The sequence below is a fragment of the Amycolatopsis sulphurea genome (genome assembly GCF_002564045.1).
Classification (GTDB): domain Bacteria; phylum Actinomycetota; class Actinomycetes; order Mycobacteriales; family Pseudonocardiaceae; genus Amycolatopsis; species Amycolatopsis sulphurea.
In genome coordinates this window covers 5,368,211-5,391,099 of the sequence record NZ_PDJK01000002.1, presented here as the reverse complement: position 1 = coordinate 5,391,099, position 22,889 = coordinate 5,368,211, and the positions used below count along the sequence as shown (strand labels likewise).

The window sequence follows — 22,889 nt, the reverse complement described above, 5'->3', positions numbered from 1 at the left end:
AAGGAATCACACCATGGCGCGCACCATCGTCGACATTCATGTCATCCAGACCGTCCCGCCGAGCAACCTCAACCGCGACGACAACGGCAGTCCGAAAACCGCCGTCTACGGCGGACGTCGGCGCGCTCGAGTGTCCAGCCAGGCGTGGAAACGCGCCACCCGCAATGCGTTCGGCGAACTGCTCGACCCCAGCGAACTCGGTGTACGCACCAAACAGGTCGTCGAACTGCTCGCCGAGGAAATCACCCGCCAGGACGCCGCACTCGCCGACCGCGCCGCGGAACTGGCCGAGGCCGTACTCACCGCCGCCGGTATCCCGCTCGCCGCACCCCGCAAGAAGGGTGCGGCGAACGAGTCGAAATTCCTGTTGTTCCTCTCCGCACGCCAGATCACCGGCCTGGCCGAACTCGCCGTCGAAGCCGGGCACGCCGAGGGCAAACCCGCCATCGACAAGGCCTCTGCCCGCGCCCGCGCCGATCGAGAGCATTCTGTGGACGTGGCATTGTTCGGGCGGATGGTCGCCGACGCCACCGACCTCAACGTCGATGCCGCCTGCCAGGTCGCACACGCCCTGAGCGTGCATGCGGTGGACACCGAGTACGACTACTTCACCGCTGTGGACGACCACAAGGACAAGGACGACGAGGAGGACGCCGGCGCCGGAATGATCGGCACTGTCGAGTTCAACTCCTCCACTCTTTACCGCTACGCCACCATCGACGTCGACCGGCTACGTGACAATCTCGGCGACGACGACGCCACGACCCGTGCGGTGGAAACGTTCACCCGCGCGTTCGTGGCCAGCATGCCCACGGGCAAGCAGAACACCTTCGCCAACCGCACCCTTCCCGACGCCGTGTTGATCGTGGCTCGTCAGACCCAGCCGATCAACCTCGTCGGGGCTTTCGAGGATGCCATCAAGGACAATGTCAACCGCATCGCGACCGCCATCGGTAACCTCGCGGGGCACGCCCGTGAACTGCACACTGCCTTCGATGAACAGCCCGTCGCCGCATGGGCGTTCGGCGTCGGGGACGAGCGCGTTGCCCCGCTGACCGAACTCGCGCAGCGCACCACCTTCGAGCCCGCGATCACGGCCCTCGGAGCGCTGGTCGGCGAACGGCTGGGACAGTGAGCACCCTCTTGCTGCGGCTGGGTGCCCCGCTGCAGTCCTGGGGCACCACCAGCCGCTTCGTGCGGCGCAATACCGACCGCGCACCCAGCCGCAGCGGGATTCTCGGCCTGCTCGCCGCTGCCCAGGGACGCCGCCGCACGGATCCCCTGGAAGAACTGCTCGACCTGCGCATCGGCGTCCGCATCGACCAGCCCGGCCAGCTCGAACGCGACTTCCACACCGCCCGCAGCCGGGACGGCGCGACCTCCATGCCGCTGTCCTACCGCTTCTACCTGGCCGACGCCGTGTTCGCCGTTGCCATCGAGGGCGAATACGCGCTGCTCGAAGGTGTACAGCAGGCGCTGCGTAGACCCGTGTTCCCCCTCTACCTCGGACGCCGCTCCTGCCCGCCCGCGGGGGAACTCCTGTACGGCATCCATCAGCAGTCCGCCGCCGAACTGCTGGCGCAACACCGGTGGCTGGCCTCACCGTGGGTGCAGAAGAGCCACCGGCGTCCCACCGTCGACCTCGACATCGTTACCGACTGCGCTCCCGGCACTGACGGCGCCGAACTCGTACAGGACGATCCGATCAGTTTCGACCCCCAACACCGCCGATACGGCTGGCGCACAATCCACATCGGACACGTCACGATCCCCAATCCCGTCTACCAGCCCGCCCGCGCTGGTGCCGCCGAGCCGCACGACCCGATGGCGGCCTTCGAAGGAATCGCTTGATGCACCTCACCCGATTCGACATCAACACCGCCCGGCGCGACTCCCGCGCGCTCCTGGCCTCCCCTCAGAAGCTCCACGCCGCCGTGCTGGCCTCGTTCCCACCGATCGTCGACGGAACCGGACGCGTGCTGTGGCGGATCGACCGCGCCGAACCCCGCGCCACACTGTTCATCGTCAGCCCGCACCGCCCGGACCTCACCCATCTCGTCGAGCAAGCCGGCTGGCCTACCAGCGACCGCACGTGGGACACCCGCGACTACCAACCTCTGCTCGACCGCCTCGACATCGGTCAGCAGTGGGCGTTCCGGCTCACGGCCAACCCCACCGCCAGCCGCCGGAAAGCTCCCGATTCCCCTCGCTCGCAACGCTTCGGCCACGTCACCGTCGCCCAGCAGACCGTGTGGCTGCTCACCCGCACCGAACGCCTTGGCTTCACGATCCCTGTCGGCGAACACAAGGAACCCGACGTCGCCATCCGCAGCCGCGACAACCTCGCCTTCGCCCGGCAAGGCCGCACCGTCACCCTCACCACCGCCACTTACGAAGGCCACCTCCGCATCACCGACCCCGATGCGCTGCGCACCGCCCTCACCGAGGGAATCGGCCCCGCCAAAGCCTACGGCTGCGGACTGCTCACCCTCGCCCCCATTCGCCATGCCTGACATCCCAGGCGCACCACCAGTGCCCCTCTCGTACCTCGTGCGCGCACAAGACCGGCTGTCGTTCCTCTATCTCGAACACAGCGTCATCCACCGCGACGACAACGCCATCACCGCCACGGACAAACGCGGTACCGTCCACATCCCTGCCGCCACGCTCGGCGCACTATTGCTCGGACCCGGTACCACCGTCAGCCAGCAAGCCATGGTGCTACTCGCCGAAAGCGGTGCCACCGCCGTCTGGGTCGGCGAACACGGCGTCCGCTACTACGCCCACGGCCGCTCCCTCGCCAACTCCACACACTTGCTACAACGGCAGGCCGCCCTTGTCACCAACCGACGCAGCCGGCTGCGCGTCGCACGCGAGATGTACGCCATGCGCTTCCCCGGCGAGAACATCGACACCCTCACCATGCAGCAGCTCCGCGGCCGAGAAGGCGCCCGCGTACGACGCTTGTACCAGCAGCACGCCAAACGCACCGACATTACGTGGGAACGCCGTGACTACGACACTGCCGATTTCGACTCTGGCACACCGGTCAACCAAGCCCTCTCCGCCGCCAACACCAGCCTCTATGGCGCCGTCCACGCCGTCATCGTCGCCCTCGGCTGCTCCCCCGGACTCGGCTTCGTCCACACTGGACACGCCAAATCGTTCGTCTACGACATCGCCGACCTCTACAAGGCCGACATCACCATCCCCATCGCCTTCGACATCGCCGCCCGCGACGTCGCCGACATCGGAACCGAAACCCGGCGCGCCGTCCGTGACCACATTCGGGCCACCACCTTCCTCGACACCTGCGTCCAGGACATCAAAACCCTCCTGCACGACAAGGAGGAGGTCGAATACGGCCCCGAAGCCTTCGACGACCCCAGCAACGTCGTCATGCTCTGGGACGACCGCGGCAACGCCGTCGCCGCCGGAACCAACTACGACGACCGGGACGAGGACCTGTGACCGTCCTCGTCATCGCCGCCTGCCCCGCCGGACTCCGCGGACACCTCACCCGATGGCTCCTCGAAATCTCACCCGGCGTATTCATCGGCACCATCACCACCCGCGTCCGTGAACTCTTGTGGAACCGGGTCGTCGAGATGGTCAAGAACGGCCGGGCCATCATGGTTTTTCACGCGGACAACGAACAAGGCATGGATTTTCACGTCCACAACCACACCTGGCACCCCACTGACTATGACGGCATCCAGCTCATGCTCCGCCCCACCACACCGCCGGCCGATAGTGGATCCGACACCACCCCCGGCGCCGCGCCTACTCGAAGCTGGAGCACCGCCGGACGCCTCCGCCGCTACGGGCGGCGCTGACCGACCCGACCCCGCGGCGGCCCCCGTTGGCAGAGTCGGCGAAGGGATCGAAGCAAAGTGAAGCAAAACTAGGCACCTCGTGGGTAAACTCGCAGGTCAAGAAGTGTCGTCCCCGCGCGTGCGGGGGTGGTCCCAGGCCGCGCCGAACGGGCGGCCGCCGGCGAGTGTCGTCCCCGCGCGTGCGGGGGTGGTCCTGACCGCCCGATCCAGGACCGCGCGCATGCTGCGTCGTCCCCGCGCGTGCCGGGGGTGGTCCGGTCACAGGGCGTGCGCCGCCCGCCGTGTCCGTGTCGTCCCCGCGCGTGCGGGGGTGGTCCGCCGCCCCACTCGATTGGGCCGCCGTGGTGGCGGTCGTCCCCGCGCGTGCGGGGGTGGTCCGGTCTGCTCCACCTCAGGCTGCCCCGAGCTGGTGTCGTCCCCGCGCGTGCGGGGGTGGTCCTGAGATCCCGCGAGCTGGCTCAACGCATACCCGCGTCGTCCCCGCGCGTGCGGGGGTGGTCCCGCTTCGTCTGTGAGTTCGTGCGCCAGCCCGTCGTCGTCCCCGCGCGTGCGGGGGTGGTCCCTGGACATGGCGTTCACTCGGGGCTCCCCTCACGTCGTCCCCGCGCGTGCGGGGGTGGTCCCTCTTCCCCTGGCCCCGGGCGCGCTACCTGTGGTCGTCCCCGCGCGTGCGGGGGTGGTCCCAGGTCGCCGGTCGCGTCGTCGCTCTCGGTGGCGTCGTCCCCGCGCGTGCGGGGGTGGTCCCTCGGGCGGCACGTTCAGCGCTGCGCAGATGGAGTCGTCCCCGCGCGTGCGGGGGTGGTCCCGTGATCGGGTTACCCAACCGCGACTGCGCCGAGTCGTCCCCGCGCGTGCGGGGGTAGTCCGCTGCGCCGACGGGTGGCCCCGCGCCGCCAAACGTCGTCCCCGCGCGTGCGGGGGTGGTCCGTTCCGCGGGCACAAGGCTGGCGCGGTGAAATTGTCGTCCCCGCGCGTGCGGGGGTGGTCCCATGATCTGGGCATCGAGGCCCGAACCGGTTGCGTCGTCCCCGCGCGTGCAGGGGTGGTCCCTCCTGCTCACCCGGCTGACCGCCGAACTTCCCGTCGTCCCCGCGCGTGCGGGGGTGGTCCCAGCCGCTCCTGAGCAAGTCCTTGCGCGTCGTCCCCGCGCGTGCGGGGGTGGTCCCGTGCGGGGGTGGTCCTCCTCCGCCGCCACTCCCGCGCCCAGCAGGTCAGTCGTCCCCGCGCCTGCGGGGGTGGTCCCACCTCATCAACGGCAGCACCACCGACCCATTTGTCGTCCCCGCGCGTGCGGGGTGGTCCCACCGCGAACGCGTCCGCGATCCGCCGCCGGTCGTCCCCGCGCGTGCGGGGGTGGTCCCCAGGTGTCCGGGTCGACCTGCGCGCACAAACCGTCGTCCCGGCGCGTGCGGGGGTGGTCCGACGCCGCGACCCGGCATCCCGGCGACCTCCTCGTCGTCCCCGTGTGTGCGGGGGTGGTCCCGCCCGGAAGGGAACCCCGTCCAAAGGGCTGATGTCGTCCCCGCGCGAGCGAGGGGTGGTCCCCGAAGTCATTTGCACGGCCGTCGGGCGGCGTCATTAGCCCGTCTTGCCCCGGGTACGCGGCGAACCCGGTCCCGGCTCAGAGTCCGAGGTCCAGCCGCAAAGCCGTGGCCAGCTTGCGGATCCGGTCTGCGTCGAGCCGTCCGCAACGGCGGCCGATGCGCTCGACAGCCACCGTCCGGACCTGCTCCGCCTGTGCTTTGGAATCGCAATGCAGCCCCGTTCCGTCCGCAGGCAACAGCACTTGAAACGGCTACACACTGTCCATATTGGACGTCACAGGGACGACCATCGCCACGCCCCGCACGAGCCGCTCGGCCGTCGCGTTCGCCGTATCGTTTGCTGACGATCACCGCGGGCCGGGTCTTGCTGGCCTCCGAACCCCGCGCCGGGTCCAGATTCACGAACCGGATTCACCGCGTCGCACGGATCACGCCTTCAGGCCGTCGCCGACGATCGCGTCCCACGCATCAGCCTCACCCGACGTGTCCCAGGACCCCCACGCGTCCTCGTACGCGCCGCCGAGCTGCCCGGCGCGCAACGCCTCCACCGCCGCATGCAGCGCCGCCGACCGCGACTCGATTCCCTGCTCCGCCGCGTACCTATCCAGTAACCGGAGATCCTCCTCCGGCAGGCTCACACTACCTTCTGCCACCCATCCCACCACTGGTAGCACCTTCTCGACCAAGGCGGGCTCGACTTGGTCAGTTCTCCCCGGCGCGTCGCTATGCCGTGCCGCCCCGTCGCGCAGCCTGCCGAACGATCCGATGACCTGGCCAGCGCCGTAGAGCGCGCCGGCCCATCGCGAGCGAGGCAGTCCCTCGCCGAGTCCCGTGTCGCGCGGCTCCGGTCTGTCGTCCCGGCGCGAGCAGGGGGCGTCCAGTAGCGCCTCCTTCATCGGTGATCACCGACTGCCTCGCCTACCATCGATAGCTCAGTAGCACGGTTTCCACCGCAGCCGAATGCGCTCCGCGGCGGTGACAGGCCAAACCCAAGCCTCAGAACCGATCCCCAACCTTCCGCCCGACAAGATGGAAGATCCGGCTCAGCCCCCGATACGGATCCCGCCGCCCGGCTTCGAGTTCGACGGCCGCCGCAGCGGTGAGTTTCTCACGGTCGGCAGGGTCGAGAGTGACGCCACCGAGATCAAGCCAGTCGACGAAATGCCAGACGCCGTACCATTCCTGCGGTTCGACGCCCCGTTCCCGCAGCAGTCCGCTGAGTTCCTCCACAGTGTCCACGCGAGTGGGCAAGCCGAGTACGCCGATCTCGTGCCGGGTGTCGAAAGATGCGAGGGCGTCGGCCCATCGCTGCTGCATCGCCGGGCGTAACGCGGCCGCGGTGGCGTTGCCTGCCATGATCGAGACTACGCCACCGTCCACAGTGCACAGACACAGCTGGTCGAGGACGAGGCCCGGCTCGTCCAGGTAGCCGAGCACGCCGTGGCAGAGGACGGCCGCGAAACGGCGGCCGTCGACGGCTTCGGCTGCCTGTTCGCCGCTCGCCTCGACGAACCGGACTCGGCGCTGGGTTTCGGCGGGGAGCTGGCAGAGCCGGTGCCGGGCCTTGTCGAGCATCGCCGGCGACGGATCCAGCAGGGTGACCTCGTACCCGGCCTCAGCCAGGGGAAAGGACTGGTGTCCTGCGCCGCCGCCGACGTCGAGAATTGTCGCGGGCGGCGGCAGGTGTGAGAGGAGCTGGTGGTGGATGACGTAGGTGCGCACATAACCCTTGACCGACGCGTAGGCCTCGTCCGCGAAACGGTCGGCCAGGCCTGCCCAGGTGTCGTCAGCCATCCGGCCACGCTATCAGCGGGTCAGCACGGCGCCGTAGCGCTCCATTGCGAGGTACGGGTTCAGGTGCGGATACCGGGTGCCGACCGCGACATCGCGCCAGTAGCGCTGGAGCGGGTTAGTCACGGCGAAACCGCTGGCGCCATCGAGGTCCAGCATCCGCTCCACTGCGGAACGGCAGTCACGGGCAGACTCGGCGACGATCAGGCGCAGGCGGATACCGTCGTCGTCGGTCAGCTCGGCGGAGTCGGCCTCACGGGCCGCTTCGAGCATCGCGGCCTCGGCGCGGTGCACTAGATGGGTCGCCTCGGCCAGCCATTGCCGGGCGCCCGGTGACTCACCATCCGTGAGTAGGCGCTCGGGAACGGCTTGCGGTCCGATTCGAACATCTCGCGGGTCACGTCCAGCGCACCGAGTGCGGCCCCGACGCACGGAGCGAGCACCGTCATTGCGTACAGCACCAAATCGTTGGCCGTGAACGGCGACATCGGCGTGATGCGGCCATCTGGCACCATCACATCGTCGGCGACCAGGGTGTGGCTGCCCGTTCCGCGCATGCCGGCGACGTCCCACGTCCGTTCGACAGCGAGATCGGCCACCGGGATCACAGCCAGTGAGAACACCTCGCCCACCATCAACCCCAGCATCGCCCACACGGCGTCCTCACAGCCGGACACCATCCGCCAGCGGCCACGGACCCGCACTCCGCCGTCGACCCGCTCTCCTCGTCCTGTTGGCGAGCCCGAACCGCACCACAGCGCGTGCGGATCGGCGAAGACCTCGGCCGTCCCGAGCCCGCCGGTGACGGCGCCGTTCTTCGAGGTCAGGCAGGTCCCGGCCACCCAGGCGGTGGACGGGCACGCACGGCCGAGATCGGTCAGGCACCGCGCGGCGGCTTCCGTGCCCGACCAGGAGCCGCCGTGCTCCCGCGGCGCCCGCAGCGCGAGGAAGCCACCTCGGCGCAGGGCCTCCAGGCTTTCCGCGGCCGGACGACCACTCTGCTCGCTCTTGTCGGCGTTCGCCCGAAGGACCACACTGGTCGTGTCATCGATCATGAGCCCCAGTTCAGCACGGACGAGACCGGGCGGCCATGCGTGCGCGGCTCCGATCCATACGGGACTGTGCGGGCGATCATTACACTGGCGGAATGGACATGCTGAGCGAGGTCATCCGCATGGCCCGGGTCAGCAGTGACGGCAGCCGTCTGATCCGGCAGGTCGACCCGCGCGGGGTCCGGTTCCCCGAGTTCTCGGGCAGCGGGTTCCACGTCCTGCTCGGCGGTACCTGCTGGCTGATCACCCCGGACCGCGACCCGGTGCCGCTGCGTCCCGGCGACATCGTGCTCACCTCGGCCGGGGCGCCGCACGGGCTCGCCACGACCCCGCGCCCGCTCGCCGAACTGCCCGAAATGGAGATGGGCGGGTTCCCGCCCGAGCCGGGACCGTGCGAGTTCGAGTTCCTCTGCGGCGCCTACCAGCTCCAGCACGGCCCGGTCCCGCAGTACCTCCGCGCGCTGCCGGACCTCATCGTGGTGTCGCCTGACTACGACCGATACCCCGAGATGCGGGCGCTGATCGAGCTGCTCAAGGTGGAGGCGAGCCGGGCGCGGCCGGGCCGCGGCGCGACGGTGCGGTCCCTGCTCGACCTGATCCTGGTCAAGATCCTTCGGCTGTGGCACGACCAGGACACCGGCCTGCCCGCCACCGACGATCCGGGGATCGCCGCCGCACTGCGCCGGATCCACGAGCACCCGCAGCACCCGTGGAACGTGGCGGGCCTCAGCGAGATCGCCGGGCTGCCGCGGACCGCGTTCACCCGGCGATTCACCGCCCAGGTCGGCCAGCCGCAGATGAGCTACCTCACCGGCTGGCGGCTCGGCCGCGGCGCCCGCCTGCTCCGCGAGACCGACGCACCGTTGGCGGCGATCGCCCGGCAGATCGGGTACTCGACGGAGTTCGCGTTCTCCGGGGCGTTCCGGCGGCATTACGGGGTGGCGCCCGGGCGGTTTCGGCGGACTGCAGGGCAGGTTGCGGCGGTGGTTGAGTAGGGCGGTGGGTGTCTGGTGGGGAGGTCGCTTCGGTGGGGTGGCTGTGGGTGGGCCGGGTGGGGCGCTGCCAGGGCGAGGCTGGCCGGTTCGTGCTGAGCGGGGATGCAAAGTGAAGCAAAACTGGGCACGGCGGGGGTAAACTTGCAGGTCAAGAAGTGTGTCTTCCCCGCGCGAGCGGGGATGGTCCAGTGACCAGACACCCCGCGTGCCCGACATGCGAGTCTTCCCCGCGCGAGCGGGGATGGTCCCGAGGACGCGCGGCCAGTATCGTCGCCGTTCCGGTCTTCCCCGCGCGAGCGGGGATGGTCCCGGTCTGCGTCGCCGCGTAGCCCGAGGACTGGAGTCTTCCCCGCGCGAGCGGGGATGGTCCGTTGTGGGTCGGGTCCGGGAAACGGGCCCAGGTGTCTTCCCCGCGCGAGCGGGGATGGTCCGAGCGGGCGACGTCCGCTGACGTGGACACCACCGTCTTCCCCGCGCGAGCGGGGATGGTCCTGGCCAGCGGGGCGTCGAGCACCCGCGCCAGCTGTCTTCCCCGCGCGAGCGGGGATGGTCCGTTCCCCTTCTCGATCAGCCATGGCGGGGTGCCGTCTTCCCCGCGCGAGCGGGGATGGTCCCGAGGGTGGCTACCAGGCCGAGCCGCCGCACCGGTCTTCCCCGCGCGAGCGGGGATGGTCCCGCCACCGCGCACGCACCACCCCCACCAAACGCGTCTTCCCCGCGCGAGCGGGGATGGTCCCTCGTACTCGATGCCGTCCCGCTGCTCCGGTTTGTCTTCCCCGCGCGAGCGGGGATGGTCCGCTGGCGTGTGTCGTCACGGGCGAAGGCGGCCAGTCTTCCCCGCGCGAGCGGGGATGGTCCTCCGTCCAGTGCCGCTCGATCAGGGCCCAGTCGGTCTTCCCCGCGCGAGCGGGGATGGTCCTTGTGCGAGCACGGCCCCGTTCTCGGCCTCGAAGTCTTCCCCGCGCGAGCGGGGATGGTCCGTCGGCTTCGAGGACGAGGCCGCCTTCGCCGGCGGTCTTCCCCGCGCGAGCGGGGATGGTCCCGGTTCCCGGTGCTGGCCCGGGTCCCAGCACCGGTCTTCCCCGCGCGAGCGGGGATGGTCCCGGATCGCGGTGCGCGAGATCAAGCCGGACATGGTCTTCCCCGCGCGAGCGGGGATGGTCCGTCGGCTTCGAGGACGAGGCCGCCTTCGCCGGCGGTCTTCCCCGCGCGAGCGGGGATGGTCCCGGTTCCCGGTGCTGGCCCGGGTCCCAGCACCGGTCTTCCCCGCGCGAGCGGGGATGGTCCCGGATCGCGGTGCGCGAGATCAAGCCGGACATGGTCTTCCCCGCGCGAGCGGGGATGGTCCCAAACCGTGCACACTCGGCGGTAGCGCGGGCGAGTCTTCCCCGCGCGAGCGGGGATGGTCCGCACCCCCTCTCGGCCCGGCACCCGCCGAGCCCGTCTTCCCCGCGCGAGCGGGGATGGTCCGGCGCGGTCAGCAGGATGCCGGTCAGGCCGCCGGTCTTCCCCGCGCGAGCGGGGATGGTCCGCCCGAGCGCGTGCCCTTCTACCGCGAGCTGATGTCTTCCCCGCGCGAGCGGGGATGGTCCGGTGCTCGACGAGGACGACGTGCTCTTCGCCCGGTCTTCCCCGCGCGAGCGGGGATGGTCCCCGCTCCCGGTGATCCAGTGCGTAGTTCAGGCAGTCTTCCCCGCGCGAGCGGGGATGGTCCCGGCCGCGAAGTCAAGAGAAGCGGGCATGTTCAGTCTTCCCCGCGCGAGCGGGGATGGTCCACGGACTTCGCGCCCCTAGGTCCCGATACCCAGGTCTTCCCCGCGCGAGCGGGGGTGGTCCTCGGTGGGCTTCAGCAGAAGTCCTCAGCCAGGAGTCTTCCCCGCGCGAGCGGGGGTGGTCCGCCTGGGACTGCGCGAACGCCGCAGCCGCTTCGGTCTTCCCCGCGCGAGCGGGGGTGGTCCGCCGCTTCATATCGAAGGAGACGACGAAGAACAGTCTTCCCCGCGCGAGCGGGGGTGGTCCCGGTGGCCTTGGTGGCCGGCACGTCCCACAGCAGTCTTCCCCGCGCGAGCGGGGGTGGTCCTGGCGGCGCCGCGCGCCACTGCTCGACGCGCTGCGTCTTCCCCGCGCGAGCGGGGGTGGTCCTGGCCAGACGCGCTCGCGATCGTCCCGCACCGCGTCTTCCCCGCGCGAGCGGGGGTGGTCCCGACCCCGGCCGCCAGATCCGCGAGCCTTCCTGCGAGACCGGCGCATCACGACCCGGGTGGACCGAGCCGAGGCGCCCGAGTCGCCCGCCAAACACCGCGCCCCGGCAACGCGCCAGCGTTCATCGGCTGTGAAGGGAACCTTCACGGACTCAGCGTCCGTGAAGGTTCCCTTCACAGCCTTGATACCCCCGCACAGAAGCCGAGCGGAGCGGCGGAGCCGGGGCAACCCCAGATCAGCAGTGCCGGAAGTCCGGCTTCCGCTTCTCCGTGAAGGCCGCCATCCCCTCCTTCTGATCCTCCGTAGCGAACAGCGCGTGAAACACCCGCCGCTCGAACAACACCCCCTCAGCCAGACTGCTCTCGAAGGAACGGTTGACCGCTTCCTTCGCAGTCCGCGCCGCGACGAGGGACATCGAAGCGATCTTCGCGGCAACCTCGATCGCTTCGGCGCGCAGCTGCTCGTTCGGGACCACCCGGGAGACCAGGCCGCAGCGCTCGGCCTCGTCCGCGCGCATGGTGCGGCCGGTGAGGATCAGGTCCATCGCCTTCGCCTTGCCAATCGCGCGGGTCAGGCGTTGGGAACCGCCCATGCCGGGGATGACGCCGAGGGTGATCTCCGGCTGGCCGAATCGCGCGGATTCCGCGGCGAGCAGCAGGTCGCACATCATCGCGAGTTCGCAGCCGCCGCCGAGGGCGTGGCCGGCGACGGCGGCGATCAGCGGGGTGCGGACGCGGGTCAGCGCGTCCCAGCCGGCGAACCAATCCTCGGCATGCATCTCGCTGAACGTGCGCGAGGCCATTTCCTTGATGTCGGCGCCGGCCGCGAACGCCCGGTCCGAGCCGGTGAGCACGATCGCGCCGACCTCGGCCGAACGGTCCAGCTCGGCGGCCGCGGTGGTCAGTTCGCGCATGGTCTCCAGGTTCAGCGCGTTGAGCGCCTGCGGCCGGTTCAGCGTGATCAGCGCGACCCGCGACGCGGGGCGTTCGACGGTAACGGTCATCCGTGCTCCCGGAGTGTGGTGACGATGGCGGAGAAGTCCCGGGCCGGGCCGTCCTCGGCGACGAACCCGGCGTACAGCTCGGTGGCGTGCCGGGCCAGTGCGGTGTCCGCGCCGGTGGCCTCCGCGGCGGCTTGCGCCAAGCGCAGGTCCTTGAGCATCAGGCCGCTGGCGAACCCGCCCTGATAATCCCGGTTCGCGGGGCTGGTGGGCACCGGGCCGGGCACGGGGCAGTTGGTGGTCAGCGCCCAGCATTGGCCGGACGCCGTGGAGGCGACGTCGAACAACGCCTGGTCGGTGAGCCCGAGCCGCTGCCCCAGCGCGAAAGCCTCGCTGACCGCGACCATCGAGACGCCGAGGATCAGGTTGTTGCAGATCTTCGCCGCCTGCCCGGCTCCGGACTCTCCACAGTGGACGAACCGGGCGCCGAGGTGGCGCAGATAGGGCTCGGCCGCGTCATAGGCAGCGGACCGGCCGCCGATCATGAACGTGAGCGAGCCCGCCTGGGCTCCCACTACACCACCGGAGACGGGGGCGTCGACGGCCAGGTGCCCGGCCTGTTCGGCCAGCTCGGCGGCCGCTCGCGCGTCGGCGACCTCGATCGTCGAGCAGTCCAGGAACAGGGTGCCCGGCGCGGCGGCGGGCACGATCTCGCGGTACAGGTCGAGGACGTGCTTCCCGCTGGGCAGCATGGTGATCACGACCGACGCCCCCTCGGCCGCAACCGCCGGCGAGGAGACCACCGTGACCCCGCGTTCGCCCGCCGTGGCGGCGGCCTCGGCCACCGGGTCGTAGCCGGTCACCTGTTCGCCGGCGGCCACCAGGTTCGCGGCCATCGGGCCGCCCATGTTGCCCAGCCCCAGAAACGCGACGGTCATCGCGGCGTCACCCCGGTCAGTTCGTCGTTGCCCAGGTCTTCGAAGTACGCGGCGACGAGGTCGTCGCCCACCTCCGCGAGCGTCGCCGGGGACCAGCGCGGCGAACGGTCCTTGTCGATGATCTGCGCCCGCACCCCCTCGGCGAAGTCGGCGGAACGGAACGCGTGGTGCGAGATCCGGTACTCCTGCTTCAGCACGCTCGGCAGGTCCGGCAGCCGCGCGGCTTCGCGCAACGCCCGCAGCGTCACCTTCAGCGAGGTCGGCGACTTGCCCTCGATCTCCTTGGCCGCGGCCACGGCGGCCTCCCCGCCGTCCTGCAACCGGACGAGGATCTCCTCCACGGTCTCGGCCGCGTAGCAGTGGTCGATCCACTCCCGCGCCTCGGCAAGCACGCTCGGCGGCGGAGGTTCCGCGACGAGTTCGAGTGCCTCGTCCGGGGTCCGGGTGGCCAGTGCGTCGAACAGGTCAGGGAGCCGGGCGGCCGGGACGTAGTGGTCGGCGAGTCCACAGTGGATCGCATCCGCCCCGCTGACACTGCCTGCGGTCAGCGCCACGTGCGTGCCGAGTTCACCCGGTGCACGCGAGAGCAGATAGGTGCCGCCGACGTCGGGCACGAAACCGATCCCGGCCTCCGGCATGGCCAGCCGGGTCCGGTCGGTGACCACCCGGTGGCTGCCGTGCGCGGAAACGCCGACCCCACCGCCCATCACGATCCCGTCCATGATCGCCAGGTACGGCTTCGGGTACCGGCCGATCAGCGCGTTCATCCGGTACTCGTCGGCCCAGAACTCGAGCGAGTCCGTACCGCCGGCCTTGGCGTCCTCGTAAATCGACCGGATGTCCCCGCCCGCGCACAGGCCGCGCTCGCCGGCGCCCTCGACCAGCACCGCGCGGACACCGGCGTCGTCCCGCCAGGACTGCAACTGCGCGATGATGGCGCGGACCATCTCGTGGTTCAGCGCGTTGAGCGCGCGTGGCCGGTTCAGCGTGATCCGGCCGAGTCCGCTGTGGACGATGAACTCGACTTCACTCACGAGGCCTCCTGCAGCATCCGGCGGGAAATGATGACCCGCATGATTTCGTTGGTCCCTTCCAGGATCTGGTGCACGCGCAGATCGCGCACGATCTTCTCCACGCCGTATTCGGTGAGGTAGCCGTAGCCCCCGTGCAGCTGGAGCGCCTCGTTCGCGACGGCGAACCCGGTGTCGGTGCAGAACCGCTTCGCCATCGCGGACAACGGGGTCGCCTCCGGATCACCCCGATCGTAGGCGTCGGCCGCGCGCCACAGGAGGGTCCGCGCCGCTTCCAGCTCGGTGCGCATGTCGGCAAGCCGGAACTGCAGCGCCTGCGCCTCGGAAAGCGGGCTGCCGAAGGCTTTGCGTTCGGTGAGGTGCCGAACCGCCTTGTCCAGCGCGGTCTTCGCCCCGCCGAGCGAGCACGCGGCGATGTTCAGCCGCCCGCCGTCCAGCGCCGCCATCGCGACCCGGAACCCGCTCCCGGCTTCGCCGAGCAGCGCGCTCTCCGGGACCCGCACTCCGTCCAGAATCACCTGCCGGGTCGGCTGCGCGTGCCAGCCCATCTTGCTTTCGTTGGGGCCGAAGGAAAGACCGGGGGTGTCCCGCTCCACGATGAACGCGGAGATCCCGCGCGCACCGGGGCCGCCGGTGCGGGCCAGCACCACGTACACCTCGGCCGTTCCCGCGCCGGAGATGAACTGCTTGACCCCGTCCAGCACGTACTCGCTGCCGTCCCGGCGGGCCTTCGTGGTGAGCGCGGCCGCGTCCGAACCCGCGCCCGGCTCGGTCAGGCAGTAGCTGCCCAGAGCCTCCATTGTGGACATCCGGGGCAGGTACCGATGCCGTTGCGCGGTATCGCCGAAGCGGTCGATCATCGCGGTGACCATGTTGTGGATCGAGATGTACGCGGCGATCGACGGGCAGCCGGTCGCCAGCGCCTCGAAGGCGAGCACGCCGTCGAACCGGCCCAGCTCGGAGCCGCCGACGTCCTCGGGCAGGTACAGGCCGCCGAGCCCGAGTTGCGCCGCCTTGCGCAGCACGTCGACCGGGAAATGCCGGTTCCGGTCCCAGTCCACCGCGTGCGGGGCCAGATGCTCCGCGGCGAACTCCGCCGCCGTCTGGCGTACCGCACGCTGTTCGTCGGTGAGATGCATGGCGGGCCTCAGTCCATCGTCGGGATGACGAAGGAGGCGTCTTCCTTGATGCCGGACGGCCAGCGCGAGGTGACCGTCTTCGTCTTGGTGTAGAAGCGGATCGAGTCCGGGCCGTGCTGATTGAGGTCGCCGAAGCCGGACCGCTTCCAGCCGCCGAAGGTATGGTAGGCGATCGGCACCGGAATGGGCACGTTCACCCCGACCATGCCGGTGTCGACGCGCGAGGTGAAGTCCCGCGCGGTGTCGCCGTCGCGGGTGAAGATCGCGACGCCGTTGCCGTATTCGTGCTCGCTCGGCAGCCGCAGGGCCTCCTCGTACGTGTCGGCCCGCACGATCGAAAGGACCGGGCCGAAGATCTCCTCCCGGTAGATCCGCATGTCCGGGGTGACCCGGTCGAACAGGCAGCCGCCCAGGAAGAAGCCGTTCTCGTGACCGGGCACGGTCAGGTCGCGGCCGTCCACCACCAGTTCGGCGCCCTCCGCCACGCCGACGCGGACGTAATCCCGGGCACGCTGTGCGGCCGCGGCGGTGACCAGCGGCCCGAAGTCGGACGTCTCGGCCAGCGCCGGGCCGACCTTCAGGTTCCGCACCCGTTCGGCGAGCCGCTCGACGAGTGCGTCCGCGGTGGCCTCGCCGACCGGGACGGCGACCGAGATCGCCATGCACCGCTCCCCCGCGGACCCGTAACCGGCGCCGACCAACGCGTCCACGACCTGGTCGAGATCGGCGTCGGGCATCACGATCATGTGGTTCTTCGCACCGCCGAAGCACTGCGCCCGCTTGCCGTGCGCGGCCGCGGTGGCGTACACGTACTGCGCGATGTCGGACGACCCGACGAAACCGACCGCCTGCACCCGGGGCTCGGTCAGGAGCGCGTCGACCGCCTCCTTGTCGCCGTTGACCACCGAGAACACGCCCGGCGGCAGACCGGCCTTGAGGAACAGCTCCGCCAGCCGCAGCGGCACGGACGGGTCCCGCTCGGACGGCTTGAGCACGAACGCGTTGCCGCAGGCGATCGCCGGCGCGGCCTTCCACAGCGGGATCATCGCCGGGAAGTTGAACGGGGTGATCCCGGCGACCACGCCGAGCGGCTGCCGCATCGAGTAGACGTCGATGCCGGTGCCCGCGCTGTCGCTGTACTCGCCCTTGAGCAGGTGCGGGATACCGAGCGCGAACTCGACCACTTCGAGCCCGCGCTGGATGTCGCCGTGCGCGTCGGCGACGGTCTTGCCGTGCTCGGACGACAGCAGCTGCGCGAGGCTGTCCTCGCCGTGGCGCACCAGGTCGAGGAAGCGCATCAGCACCCGGGCGCGCCGCTGCGGGTTCCACCGCGCCCATTCCCGCTGCCCTTCGACGGCGATGTCCACCGCGGCGGCGACCTCATCGACGGAGGCCAGCGGTACTCGTGCCTGCACCGCGCCGGTGCTGGGGTCGAAGACGTCGGAGAACCGCCCGGAGGTGCCGGGGATCGGCTTGCCTCCGATGAAGTGGGTGAGTTCGGGGATCATGATCAGCCTTTCGGAAAGCACGCAGGAGGAGGCCGGGGCGCACGGCAGCGAGCCGCGACGACCGGCAGGGCGCAGGCACCGGATGACGAGCGCGGTCACCCCGGGCACCGGGGACCGCACACCACTGCCCGGGCGCCGATCGGCCCGTCACAGCGCACGGCCCCGGCACGGCAGGCACCGGGCACGCCACCGCTGCCGCGCCCGCCGGACGGGCGCGGCGGCGCTACCGGGGCACCTGGGGTGGACCGGCGGCGTTCGCGCAGGCAGGAAGAATCCGCATGCGTTCTGCTCCATCCTCGTGGACGAACACGGACGTCCACAGCCGGTATCCTGGCTCCCGGATCTGCGGCGCCCCGGCCTTCCCGGCTCGCGCCAGTGGCCTTGCCTCGGGGACCGCTCCCCGGTCACAGTGGCGGGACCGCGCCGGATTCGCACCGGACTTCCCTGCACCGTGGACCTTGGTGACACCATAAAGTAGGAAGTCCTACTATGTCGAGAGTGGCGCAGCCCTCATCGCGCGGTCACGGCGCCGGCGGGTAGGGCAGCACCCCGCTGGCGTGCTCGTCCACCCGCAGCGGCCGGCCGATCGCCGGGAACGCCCGCTGCGGGCAGGCCGGGCGTTCGCACACCTTGCAGCCCATCCCGATCGGGGTCACCGCGGCGCCGGCGCCCAGCGCCAGCCCGTCGGAGTAGACCAGGCGCACGGCGTGCCGCAGTTCGCAGCCGAGCCCGATGGCGAAGGTCTTGCCCGGTTCGCCGTGCCCGCCGGTGCTGCCGGTGACCGTGCGGGCGAGCCAGAAGTACTTCTTGCCGTCCGGCAGCTCGGCGATCTGGGTGAGGATCCGGCCGGGCGCGGCGAACGCCTCGTAGACTATCCACAGTGGACACGAGCCGCCGACCCGGGAGAAGTGGAACCCGGTGGCGGACTGGCGTTTCGAGATGTTGCCCGCGCGGTCCACCCGCACGAAGGAGAACGGCACGCCGCGTGCACCGCGACGCTGCAATGTGGACAGCCGGTGGCAGACCGTTTCAAAGCCCACGCCGAACTCGCCGGACAGCAGGGTGACGTCGTAGCGCAGCCGTTCGGCCGCGCCCAGGAAAACCCGATACGGCAACACCAGCGCGCCCGCGTAGTAGTTCGCCAGCCCGATGCGCAGCAGCCGCCGGGCGGTCTCGTCGCCGAACCCGGCCCGCTCGGCCAGCCGCGTGATCTCGTCTCCTGATTCCAGCATCGCCAGCTCCGAGGCGAGCCGGAACGCGGCCTGCCCCGGCCGCAACGCGGGCGCGAGCCGCAACACCTTGCGGCGGCCGTCGAATTCGTGCCGTCCGGTACCCAGCGGCTCGCTGACCACCCGGACGCCGTGCCGGTCCTGCAACGCGGTGATCAGCCCCGAACGCACCTCGCCGGGACGCAGCCTCAGATGCGCGGACAGCTCTTCGGCACTGCGGTCGAGCGCCGCGACGTGGTTATTACGGGTGTAAAACCAATCACGCACCTGTTCGTGCGGCTGCTGCGCGGCGGTCTGGTCCATGCCCTGCTCCGCGGTGAGCGCGGCGATGTTCTCCACCGATTCCCGGTAACGCCGGTGCAGCGCGACCACCATCCGCGCGACGTCGGGCAGTTTCGTGGTCAGCTCGTCCACCGCGCCGGGCGAGACCGCTCCGTCGAGAGTGTCGTCGGCGAACACTTCCCGCACGTCGGCGACGAGACGCGCGGTGTCCTGCGCGGCGAAGAACTCCGCGTCCACCCCGAACTGCCCGGTGAGCTTCAGCAGCACGGCGAGGGTGAGCGGGCGGCCGTTGTGTTCCAGCTGGTTGACGTAACTGGGCGAGATGCCGAGCGCCCTGGCCAATTCGGACTGCGAAAGGGAACGGTCCTCCCGCAGCTGCCGCACCCGCGCACCGGCGTACACCTTCTCCATCCCCCGACTTTAACAACTATTACAAGCCCCCGGGAAACCTGCACAACACTTCACAGCCGCCACGATGGCCCCCACCCCGCCCTTGCTGCCACGCTTGTCCCCATGCGGACTTGAAGGCTGTGAAGGGTCCCTTCACGGACTCTGATAGGGCTTTGTTATGGGGGTAGTTCTCGTTGGCAGAGGGCGCAGGCCCCGGTCCAGCACGTGAGCAGGTTCTGCAGGAGCAGGGCGACCTGTCCGAGTGTCAGGCCGGGGCCGCGTTTTTTAGTGTGCGGGCGCGGTATTCGGTGAGGAACAGCAAGGCCGCGGTGACGAGCGTGACGTGGCGGTGCCAGCCTGGCCAGGTGCGGCCTTCGAAGTGGTCGATACCGAGGGTGTTTTTGAGTTCGCGGTAGCTGGTCTCGATGGCCCACCGGGCTTTGGCGAGCCGGACCAGGCGCGTGATGGTGGGGCGGGCAACGCCGGGAAGGTGAGCCAGCCATACGTGGGCAGGCTCGTCTGGTTTCTTGGTGTCCCATTGGATCAGCAGCCACCGGTCGGGCAGGCAGGTTTTCGCCGCGGACGCTCGTTGCCGTACCGGCCTTCCGGCCTCACGTACCCGTAGCAGGCTGAAATGGGCCACCCGTTCACCGTCGTCGGTGTGCCAGGACACCGGGGTCTTGGTGGCACCGGCGGCGATGCCGGTAGCCGGCAGGTGTTTGCCTTCGCGTGCCCACGCGGTGTCGGGTTCCCGACGCCAGGGCAGCAGGCTGATGTCGTGGTTGACCTGCACCACGAACCCCAGACCACGACCGGCGAGACCGTCCCGGAACTCACCGGCCCGGCCGTAGTCTTCATCAGCCACCACCGGAGGTGGTGTGAGTTTCTGCTCGGCCAGCTCGTCGAGAGCGTCCAGCGCCAGTTGCCACTTGGGGCGATGGCGGACGTCGTCGGGGACCCGGGCGGGTCCCCGACGTTCGCCCGAGAGTTCCGGGTTCCACGACTCGGGCATGAACAACCGCCACGCCAGCGGCACCACACCGGTCCTGCCGCACGCGGTCACCGACACCGCGGCCTGACAGTTGGCCTGCCCACCGACCCGCCCGGAATGCTGACGAGCCACCCCGACACTGTCGTGACCGTCTTTGAGGAACGTCGTGTCATCGATCGCCCACACCGCCGGGCGCAGCAACCGCTGCGCCCGCGCCGCGATCCGGTTCTGCACCGGCTCCCACCGCCACGGCGAGTCCGTGACCAGATGATTCAAACTCTGCGCAGACACCCCCAGCACCCGCCCCATCCCGGTCGCGGTCTTGCGCTTCACGTCGGTCAGCAACGAACCCCGCAGATGATGCACGCACATATCCGCCCGCCGCTCGGCACCCGCAACCGGCTGCCCCGGCACGAACACCTCCCCCACGAACCGCTCCAGCTCACCATTCAACGCCCCCACCACAGCAAGATCCACACCAGAATCACACCACAAGATCAACAACTCCTGACAAAGCCCTATCTGAGGCTGTGAAGGGACCCTTCACAGCCCTTCGGGGTTGAGCGCGCGCGAGCAGCTCGGCACCATGCCAGATATGCCGTGCCCGTTATCCGTCCACGAAGGAAGTCGATGATCGACCACACCGTCCGTACCTACCGTTCCGCCGAGCCGCTGCCCCGCGAGCAGCAGCTGGCCTGGAAGCTCGCCGCCGTCGCCACCGATCCGGTGCCGGTCACCGCCGAGGTGACCGAGATGGTGATCAACCGGGCCATCGACAACGCAGCGGTGGCCGCAGCCTCGCTCGCGCGGCGGCCGGTCTCCGCGGCCCGTGACCAGGCGCTGGCGCATCCGGCGACCCCGGGCGCGACGGTGTTCGGCGTCGAAGGCCATTACGCCCCGGAATGGGCCGCCTGGGCGAACGGGGTCGCGGTGCGCGAACTCGACTACCACGACACGTTCCTGGCCGCGGACTATTCGCACCCCGGCGACAACATCCCGCCGATCCTGGCGGTCGCCCAGCACGCCGGGCGCACTGGCGCCGAGCTGGTGCGCGGCCTCGCCGCGGGTTACGAGCTGCAGGTCGACCTCGTCCGGGGAATCTGCCTGCACGAGCACAAGATCGACCACATCGCGCACCTCGGCCCGTCCGTCGCGGGTGGTCTCGGCGCGCTTCTCGGCCTGCCGACGGAGACGGTGTACCAGGCGATCGGGCAGGCACTGCACACCACGACCACGACCCGGCAGTCCCGCAAGGGCGAGATCTCCTCGTGGAAGGCCTACGCCCCGGCCTTCGCCGGGAAGGCCGCGATCGAGGCGGTCGACCGGGCGCTGCGCGGGGAGGGCGCGCCCAGCCCGATCTACGAGGGCGAGGACGGCTTCATCGCCTGGCTGCTCGGCGGCCCGGAGGCGAGTTACACCGTGCCGCTGCCCGCGCCAGGCGAGCCAAAACGGTCCATTTTAGACACTTACCCCAAGGAGCACTCGGCCGAGTACCAGAGCCAGGCGCTGATCGACCTCGCCCGCAGGCTGGGCCCGCGGATCGGCGAGACGGGCAAGGTCGAGCGGATCGTCATCCACACCAGCCACCACACCCACTACGTGATCGGGTCCGGCGCGGGCGATCCGCAGAAGTACGACCCACAGGCCAGCCGCGAGACCCTGGACCACTCGATTCCCTACATCTTCGCGGTCGCACTCCAGGACGGCAGCTGGCACCACGAGACCTCCTACGCCCGGGAGCGCGCGACCCGGCCGGACACCGTGGAGCTGTGGCAGAAGATCACCACCGTCGAGGATCCCGAGTGGACTCGCCGCTACCACGAGCCGGAGCCTGCCTTCGGCGGCCGTGTCAAGATCACGCTCGCGGACGGCACGGTGATCACCGACGAGATCGCGGTCGCCGACGCGCACCCGGCAGGGGCGCGGCCCTTCGCCCGCGAGCAGTACGTGGCCAAGTTCCGCACCCTCGCCGAAGGCGTCATCGCGAAGGCGGATCAGGACCGTTTCCTGGACACGGTCGCCCGGCTGCCGGAGCTGGACGCCAACGAGGTCCGCGCGCTCGCGTTGCCGGCCGGCCTGGCCACCACACCCGCCACGAAGGGGATCTTCTGATGTTGCACGCCACGCCGACCGCCGCCGAGAAGCGCGCCGCGTTCCGGGCCGCACTGGATTCCGGCGAGCTGCAGCGTTTTCCGGGCGCGTTCAACCCGCTGAGCGCGAAGCTGATCGAACGGCAGGGCTTTGAGGGCGTCTACATCTCCGGCGCCGTACTGTCGGCCGACCTGGGCCTGCCCGACATCGGCCTCACCACGATCACCGAAGTCGCCGGCCGCGCGCAGCAAATCGCCCGGGTGACCTCGCTGCCCTCGCTGGTCGACGCCGACACCGGCTTCGGCGAACCGATGAACGCCGCGCGCACCGTCCAGCTGCTCGAAGACGCCGGGGTGGCCGGCATGCACCTCGAAGACCAGGTCAATCCGAAGCGCTGCGGGCACCTGGACGGCAAGGACGTGGTCGACCGGGAGACCGCGGTCCGCCGGATCAAGGCCGCCGTCCAGGCCCGCCGCGATCCGAACTTCATCATCGCCGCCCGCACCGACGCCAAGGCCGTGCACGGCATGGCCGAAGCCGTCGACCGGGCCAAGGAGTTCGCCGACGCGGGCGCCGATCTGCTCTTCCCCGAAGCGATGGCCGACGCGGCGGATTTCGCGCGGCTCCGCGCCGCGGTCGACATCCCGATCCTGGCGAACATGACCGAATTCGGCAAAAGCGAACTGCTCGACGCCAAGACCCTGGAATCGGCCGGGGTGAATCTGGTCATCTACCCGGTCACCCTGTTGCGGCTGGCCATGCACGCCACGGAGACCGGCCTGCGCACCCTTGCCGAACAGGGCACACAGGCCCCGCTGCTGGACCGGATGCAGCACCGCCGGGAGCTTTACGAACTGCTCGACTACGCCGATTACACCGCATTCGACGAGAACGTTTTCACTTTCCGCCTCTGAGCAGCACGGCGCGCCG

The 22,889-nt window shown here is 70.2% G+C and carries 20 protein-coding genes, 2 CRISPR repeat arrays and 1 riboswitch; of the genes, 8 read left to right on the top strand and 12 right to left on the bottom strand.

The window, feature by feature from the left end:
• The first annotated feature begins 13 nt into the window (after window positions 1-13).
• From cas7e to cas2e, 5 genes are read left to right on the top strand one after another with little or no spacing between them, the layout of a single operon-like run.
• Window positions 14-1,135 (top strand): type I-E CRISPR-associated protein Cas7/Cse4/CasC, encoded by a 1,122-nt coding sequence (cas7e, locus tag ATK36_RS30590; RefSeq protein ID WP_098514600.1) that lies wholly within the window; start codon window positions 14-16, stop codon window positions 1,133-1,135.
• Window positions 1,132-1,851, top strand: a complete 720-nt coding sequence (cas5e, locus tag ATK36_RS30585; protein WP_098514599.1) for a type I-E CRISPR-associated protein Cas5/CasD — start codon at window positions 1,132-1,134, stop codon at window positions 1,849-1,851. Before cas7e ends, cas5e begins: the two co-directional genes overlap by 4 nt.
• Window positions 1,851-2,513, top strand: a complete 663-nt coding sequence (gene cas6e, locus ATK36_RS30580) for a type I-E CRISPR-associated protein Cas6/Cse3/CasE (protein WP_098514598.1) — start codon at window positions 1,851-1,853, stop codon at window positions 2,511-2,513. Before cas5e ends, cas6e begins: the two co-directional genes overlap by 1 nt.
• On the top strand, window positions 2,506-3,471 hold the full coding sequence (gene cas1e / locus ATK36_RS30575) for a type I-E CRISPR-associated endonuclease Cas1e (protein WP_098514597.1): 966 nt from the start codon (window positions 2,506-2,508) through the stop codon (window positions 3,469-3,471). The genes cas6e and cas1e overlap by 8 nt, the downstream gene beginning before the upstream one ends.
• Window positions 3,468-3,836, top strand: a complete 369-nt coding sequence (gene cas2e, locus ATK36_RS30570) for a type I-E CRISPR-associated endoribonuclease Cas2e (RefSeq protein WP_098514596.1) — start codon at window positions 3,468-3,470, stop codon at window positions 3,834-3,836. The genes cas1e and cas2e overlap by 4 nt, the downstream gene beginning before the upstream one ends.
• Window positions 3,837-3,941: 105 nt before the next feature.
• Window positions 3,942-5,318: direct repeats of the CRISPR family, unit length 28 nt; unit sequence GTCGTCCCCGCGCGTGCGGGGGTGGTCC.
• 139 nt (window positions 5,319-5,457) lie between these two features.
• Here cas2e and ATK36_RS34515 read toward each other — a convergent pair.
• The 5 genes from ATK36_RS34515 to ATK36_RS30550 form a co-directional block, all read right to left on the bottom strand.
• Complete coding sequence (locus ATK36_RS34515) at window positions 5,458-5,622, bottom strand: type II toxin-antitoxin system PemK/MazF family toxin (RefSeq protein WP_342752079.1); 165 nt, start codon at window positions 5,620-5,622, stop codon at window positions 5,458-5,460.
• Window positions 5,623-5,808: 186 nt separating this feature from the next.
• A complete protein-coding gene (locus tag ATK36_RS30560; protein WP_245915322.1) occupies window positions 5,809-6,033 on the bottom strand; it encodes a ribbon-helix-helix domain-containing protein in 225 nt (74 codons plus the stop codon).
• 343 nt (window positions 6,034-6,376) lie between these two features.
• The gene (locus tag ATK36_RS30555) at window positions 6,377-7,174 is read right to left on the bottom strand and encodes a class I SAM-dependent methyltransferase (RefSeq protein WP_098514595.1); all 798 of its coding nucleotides are present in this window, start codon (window positions 7,172-7,174) and stop codon (window positions 6,377-6,379) included.
• A 12-nt stretch (window positions 7,175-7,186) separates the two neighbouring features.
• Window positions 7,187-7,465 carry an acyl-CoA dehydrogenase family protein gene (locus tag ATK36_RS34075; protein ID WP_245915321.1) on the bottom strand — a complete coding sequence of 93 codons (279 nt, stop codon included), beginning with the start codon at window positions 7,463-7,465 and terminating at the stop codon, window positions 7,187-7,189.
• Window positions 7,465-8,226 carry an acyl-CoA dehydrogenase family protein gene (locus ATK36_RS30550; RefSeq protein WP_245915320.1) on the bottom strand — a complete coding sequence of 254 codons (762 nt, stop codon included), beginning with the start codon at window positions 8,224-8,226 and terminating at the stop codon, window positions 7,465-7,467. The genes ATK36_RS34075 and ATK36_RS30550 overlap by 1 nt, the downstream gene beginning before the upstream one ends.
• A 92-nt stretch (window positions 8,227-8,318) precedes the next feature.
• On the opposite strand from ATK36_RS30550, the gene ATK36_RS30545 reads away from it, so the two are divergent.
• The gene (locus tag ATK36_RS30545) at window positions 8,319-9,218 is read left to right on the top strand and encodes an AraC family transcriptional regulator (RefSeq protein ID WP_098514594.1); all 900 of its coding nucleotides are present in this window, start codon (window positions 8,319-8,321) and stop codon (window positions 9,216-9,218) included.
• 159 nt (window positions 9,219-9,377) lie between these two features.
• Window positions 9,378-11,421: a CRISPR direct-repeat array (repeat unit 28 nt; unit sequence GTCTTCCCCGCGCGAGCGGGGATGGTCC).
• A gap of 234 nt (window positions 11,422-11,655) precedes the next feature.
• Here the strand turns inward: ATK36_RS30545 and ATK36_RS30540 are convergent.
• The 7 genes from ATK36_RS30540 to ATK36_RS30510 form a co-directional block, all read right to left on the bottom strand.
• Complete coding sequence (locus ATK36_RS30540; RefSeq protein WP_098514593.1) at window positions 11,656-12,423, bottom strand: enoyl-CoA hydratase; 768 nt, start codon at window positions 12,421-12,423, stop codon at window positions 11,656-11,658.
• Window positions 12,420-13,298, bottom strand: coding sequence for a 3-hydroxyisobutyrate dehydrogenase (gene mmsB / locus ATK36_RS30535; protein ID WP_098514592.1), 879 nt, complete (start codon window positions 13,296-13,298; stop codon window positions 12,420-12,422). Before mmsB ends, ATK36_RS30540 begins: the two co-directional genes overlap by 4 nt.
• Window positions 13,295-14,332: an enoyl-CoA hydratase/isomerase family protein gene (locus tag ATK36_RS30530; RefSeq protein ID WP_098514591.1), complete on the bottom strand. Its 1,038-nt coding sequence runs from the start codon at window positions 14,330-14,332 to the stop codon at window positions 13,295-13,297. The genes mmsB and ATK36_RS30530 overlap by 4 nt, the downstream gene beginning before the upstream one ends.
• A complete protein-coding gene (locus ATK36_RS30525; RefSeq protein WP_098514590.1) occupies window positions 14,329-15,468 on the bottom strand; it encodes an acyl-CoA dehydrogenase family protein in 1,140 nt (379 codons plus the stop codon). The genes ATK36_RS30530 and ATK36_RS30525 overlap by 4 nt, the downstream gene beginning before the upstream one ends.
• An 8-nt stretch (window positions 15,469-15,476) precedes the next feature.
• Window positions 15,477-16,976, bottom strand: a complete 1,500-nt coding sequence (locus tag ATK36_RS30520; RefSeq protein ID WP_098515306.1) for a CoA-acylating methylmalonate-semialdehyde dehydrogenase — start codon at window positions 16,974-16,976, stop codon at window positions 15,477-15,479.
• Window positions 16,977-17,279: 303 nt separating this feature from the next.
• Window positions 17,280-17,463, bottom strand: a riboswitch (cobalamin riboswitch).
• A gap of 34 nt (window positions 17,464-17,497) precedes the next feature.
• Window positions 17,498-18,898: a short-chain fatty acyl-CoA regulator family protein gene (locus ATK36_RS30515; RefSeq protein WP_098514589.1), complete on the bottom strand. Its 1,401-nt coding sequence runs from the start codon at window positions 18,896-18,898 to the stop codon at window positions 17,498-17,500.
• A gap of 244 nt (window positions 18,899-19,142) precedes the next feature.
• Window positions 19,143-20,330 (bottom strand): IS701 family transposase, encoded by a 1,188-nt coding sequence (locus tag ATK36_RS30510; RefSeq protein ID WP_211291895.1) that lies wholly within the window; start codon window positions 20,328-20,330, stop codon window positions 19,143-19,145.
• A 168-nt stretch (window positions 20,331-20,498) separates the two neighbouring features.
• On the opposite strand from ATK36_RS30510, the gene ATK36_RS30505 reads away from it, so the two are divergent.
• Together ATK36_RS30505 and prpB are read left to right on the top strand one after the other, a co-directional pair.
• Window positions 20,499-21,980 (top strand): MmgE/PrpD family protein, encoded by a 1,482-nt coding sequence (locus ATK36_RS30505; protein WP_098514588.1) that lies wholly within the window; start codon window positions 20,499-20,501, stop codon window positions 21,978-21,980.
• Window positions 21,980-22,873 (top strand): methylisocitrate lyase, encoded by an 894-nt coding sequence (gene prpB / locus ATK36_RS30500; RefSeq protein ID WP_098514587.1) that lies wholly within the window; start codon window positions 21,980-21,982, stop codon window positions 22,871-22,873. Before ATK36_RS30505 ends, prpB begins: the two co-directional genes overlap by 1 nt.
• The last annotated feature ends 16 nt before the right edge of the window (window positions 22,874-22,889 follow it).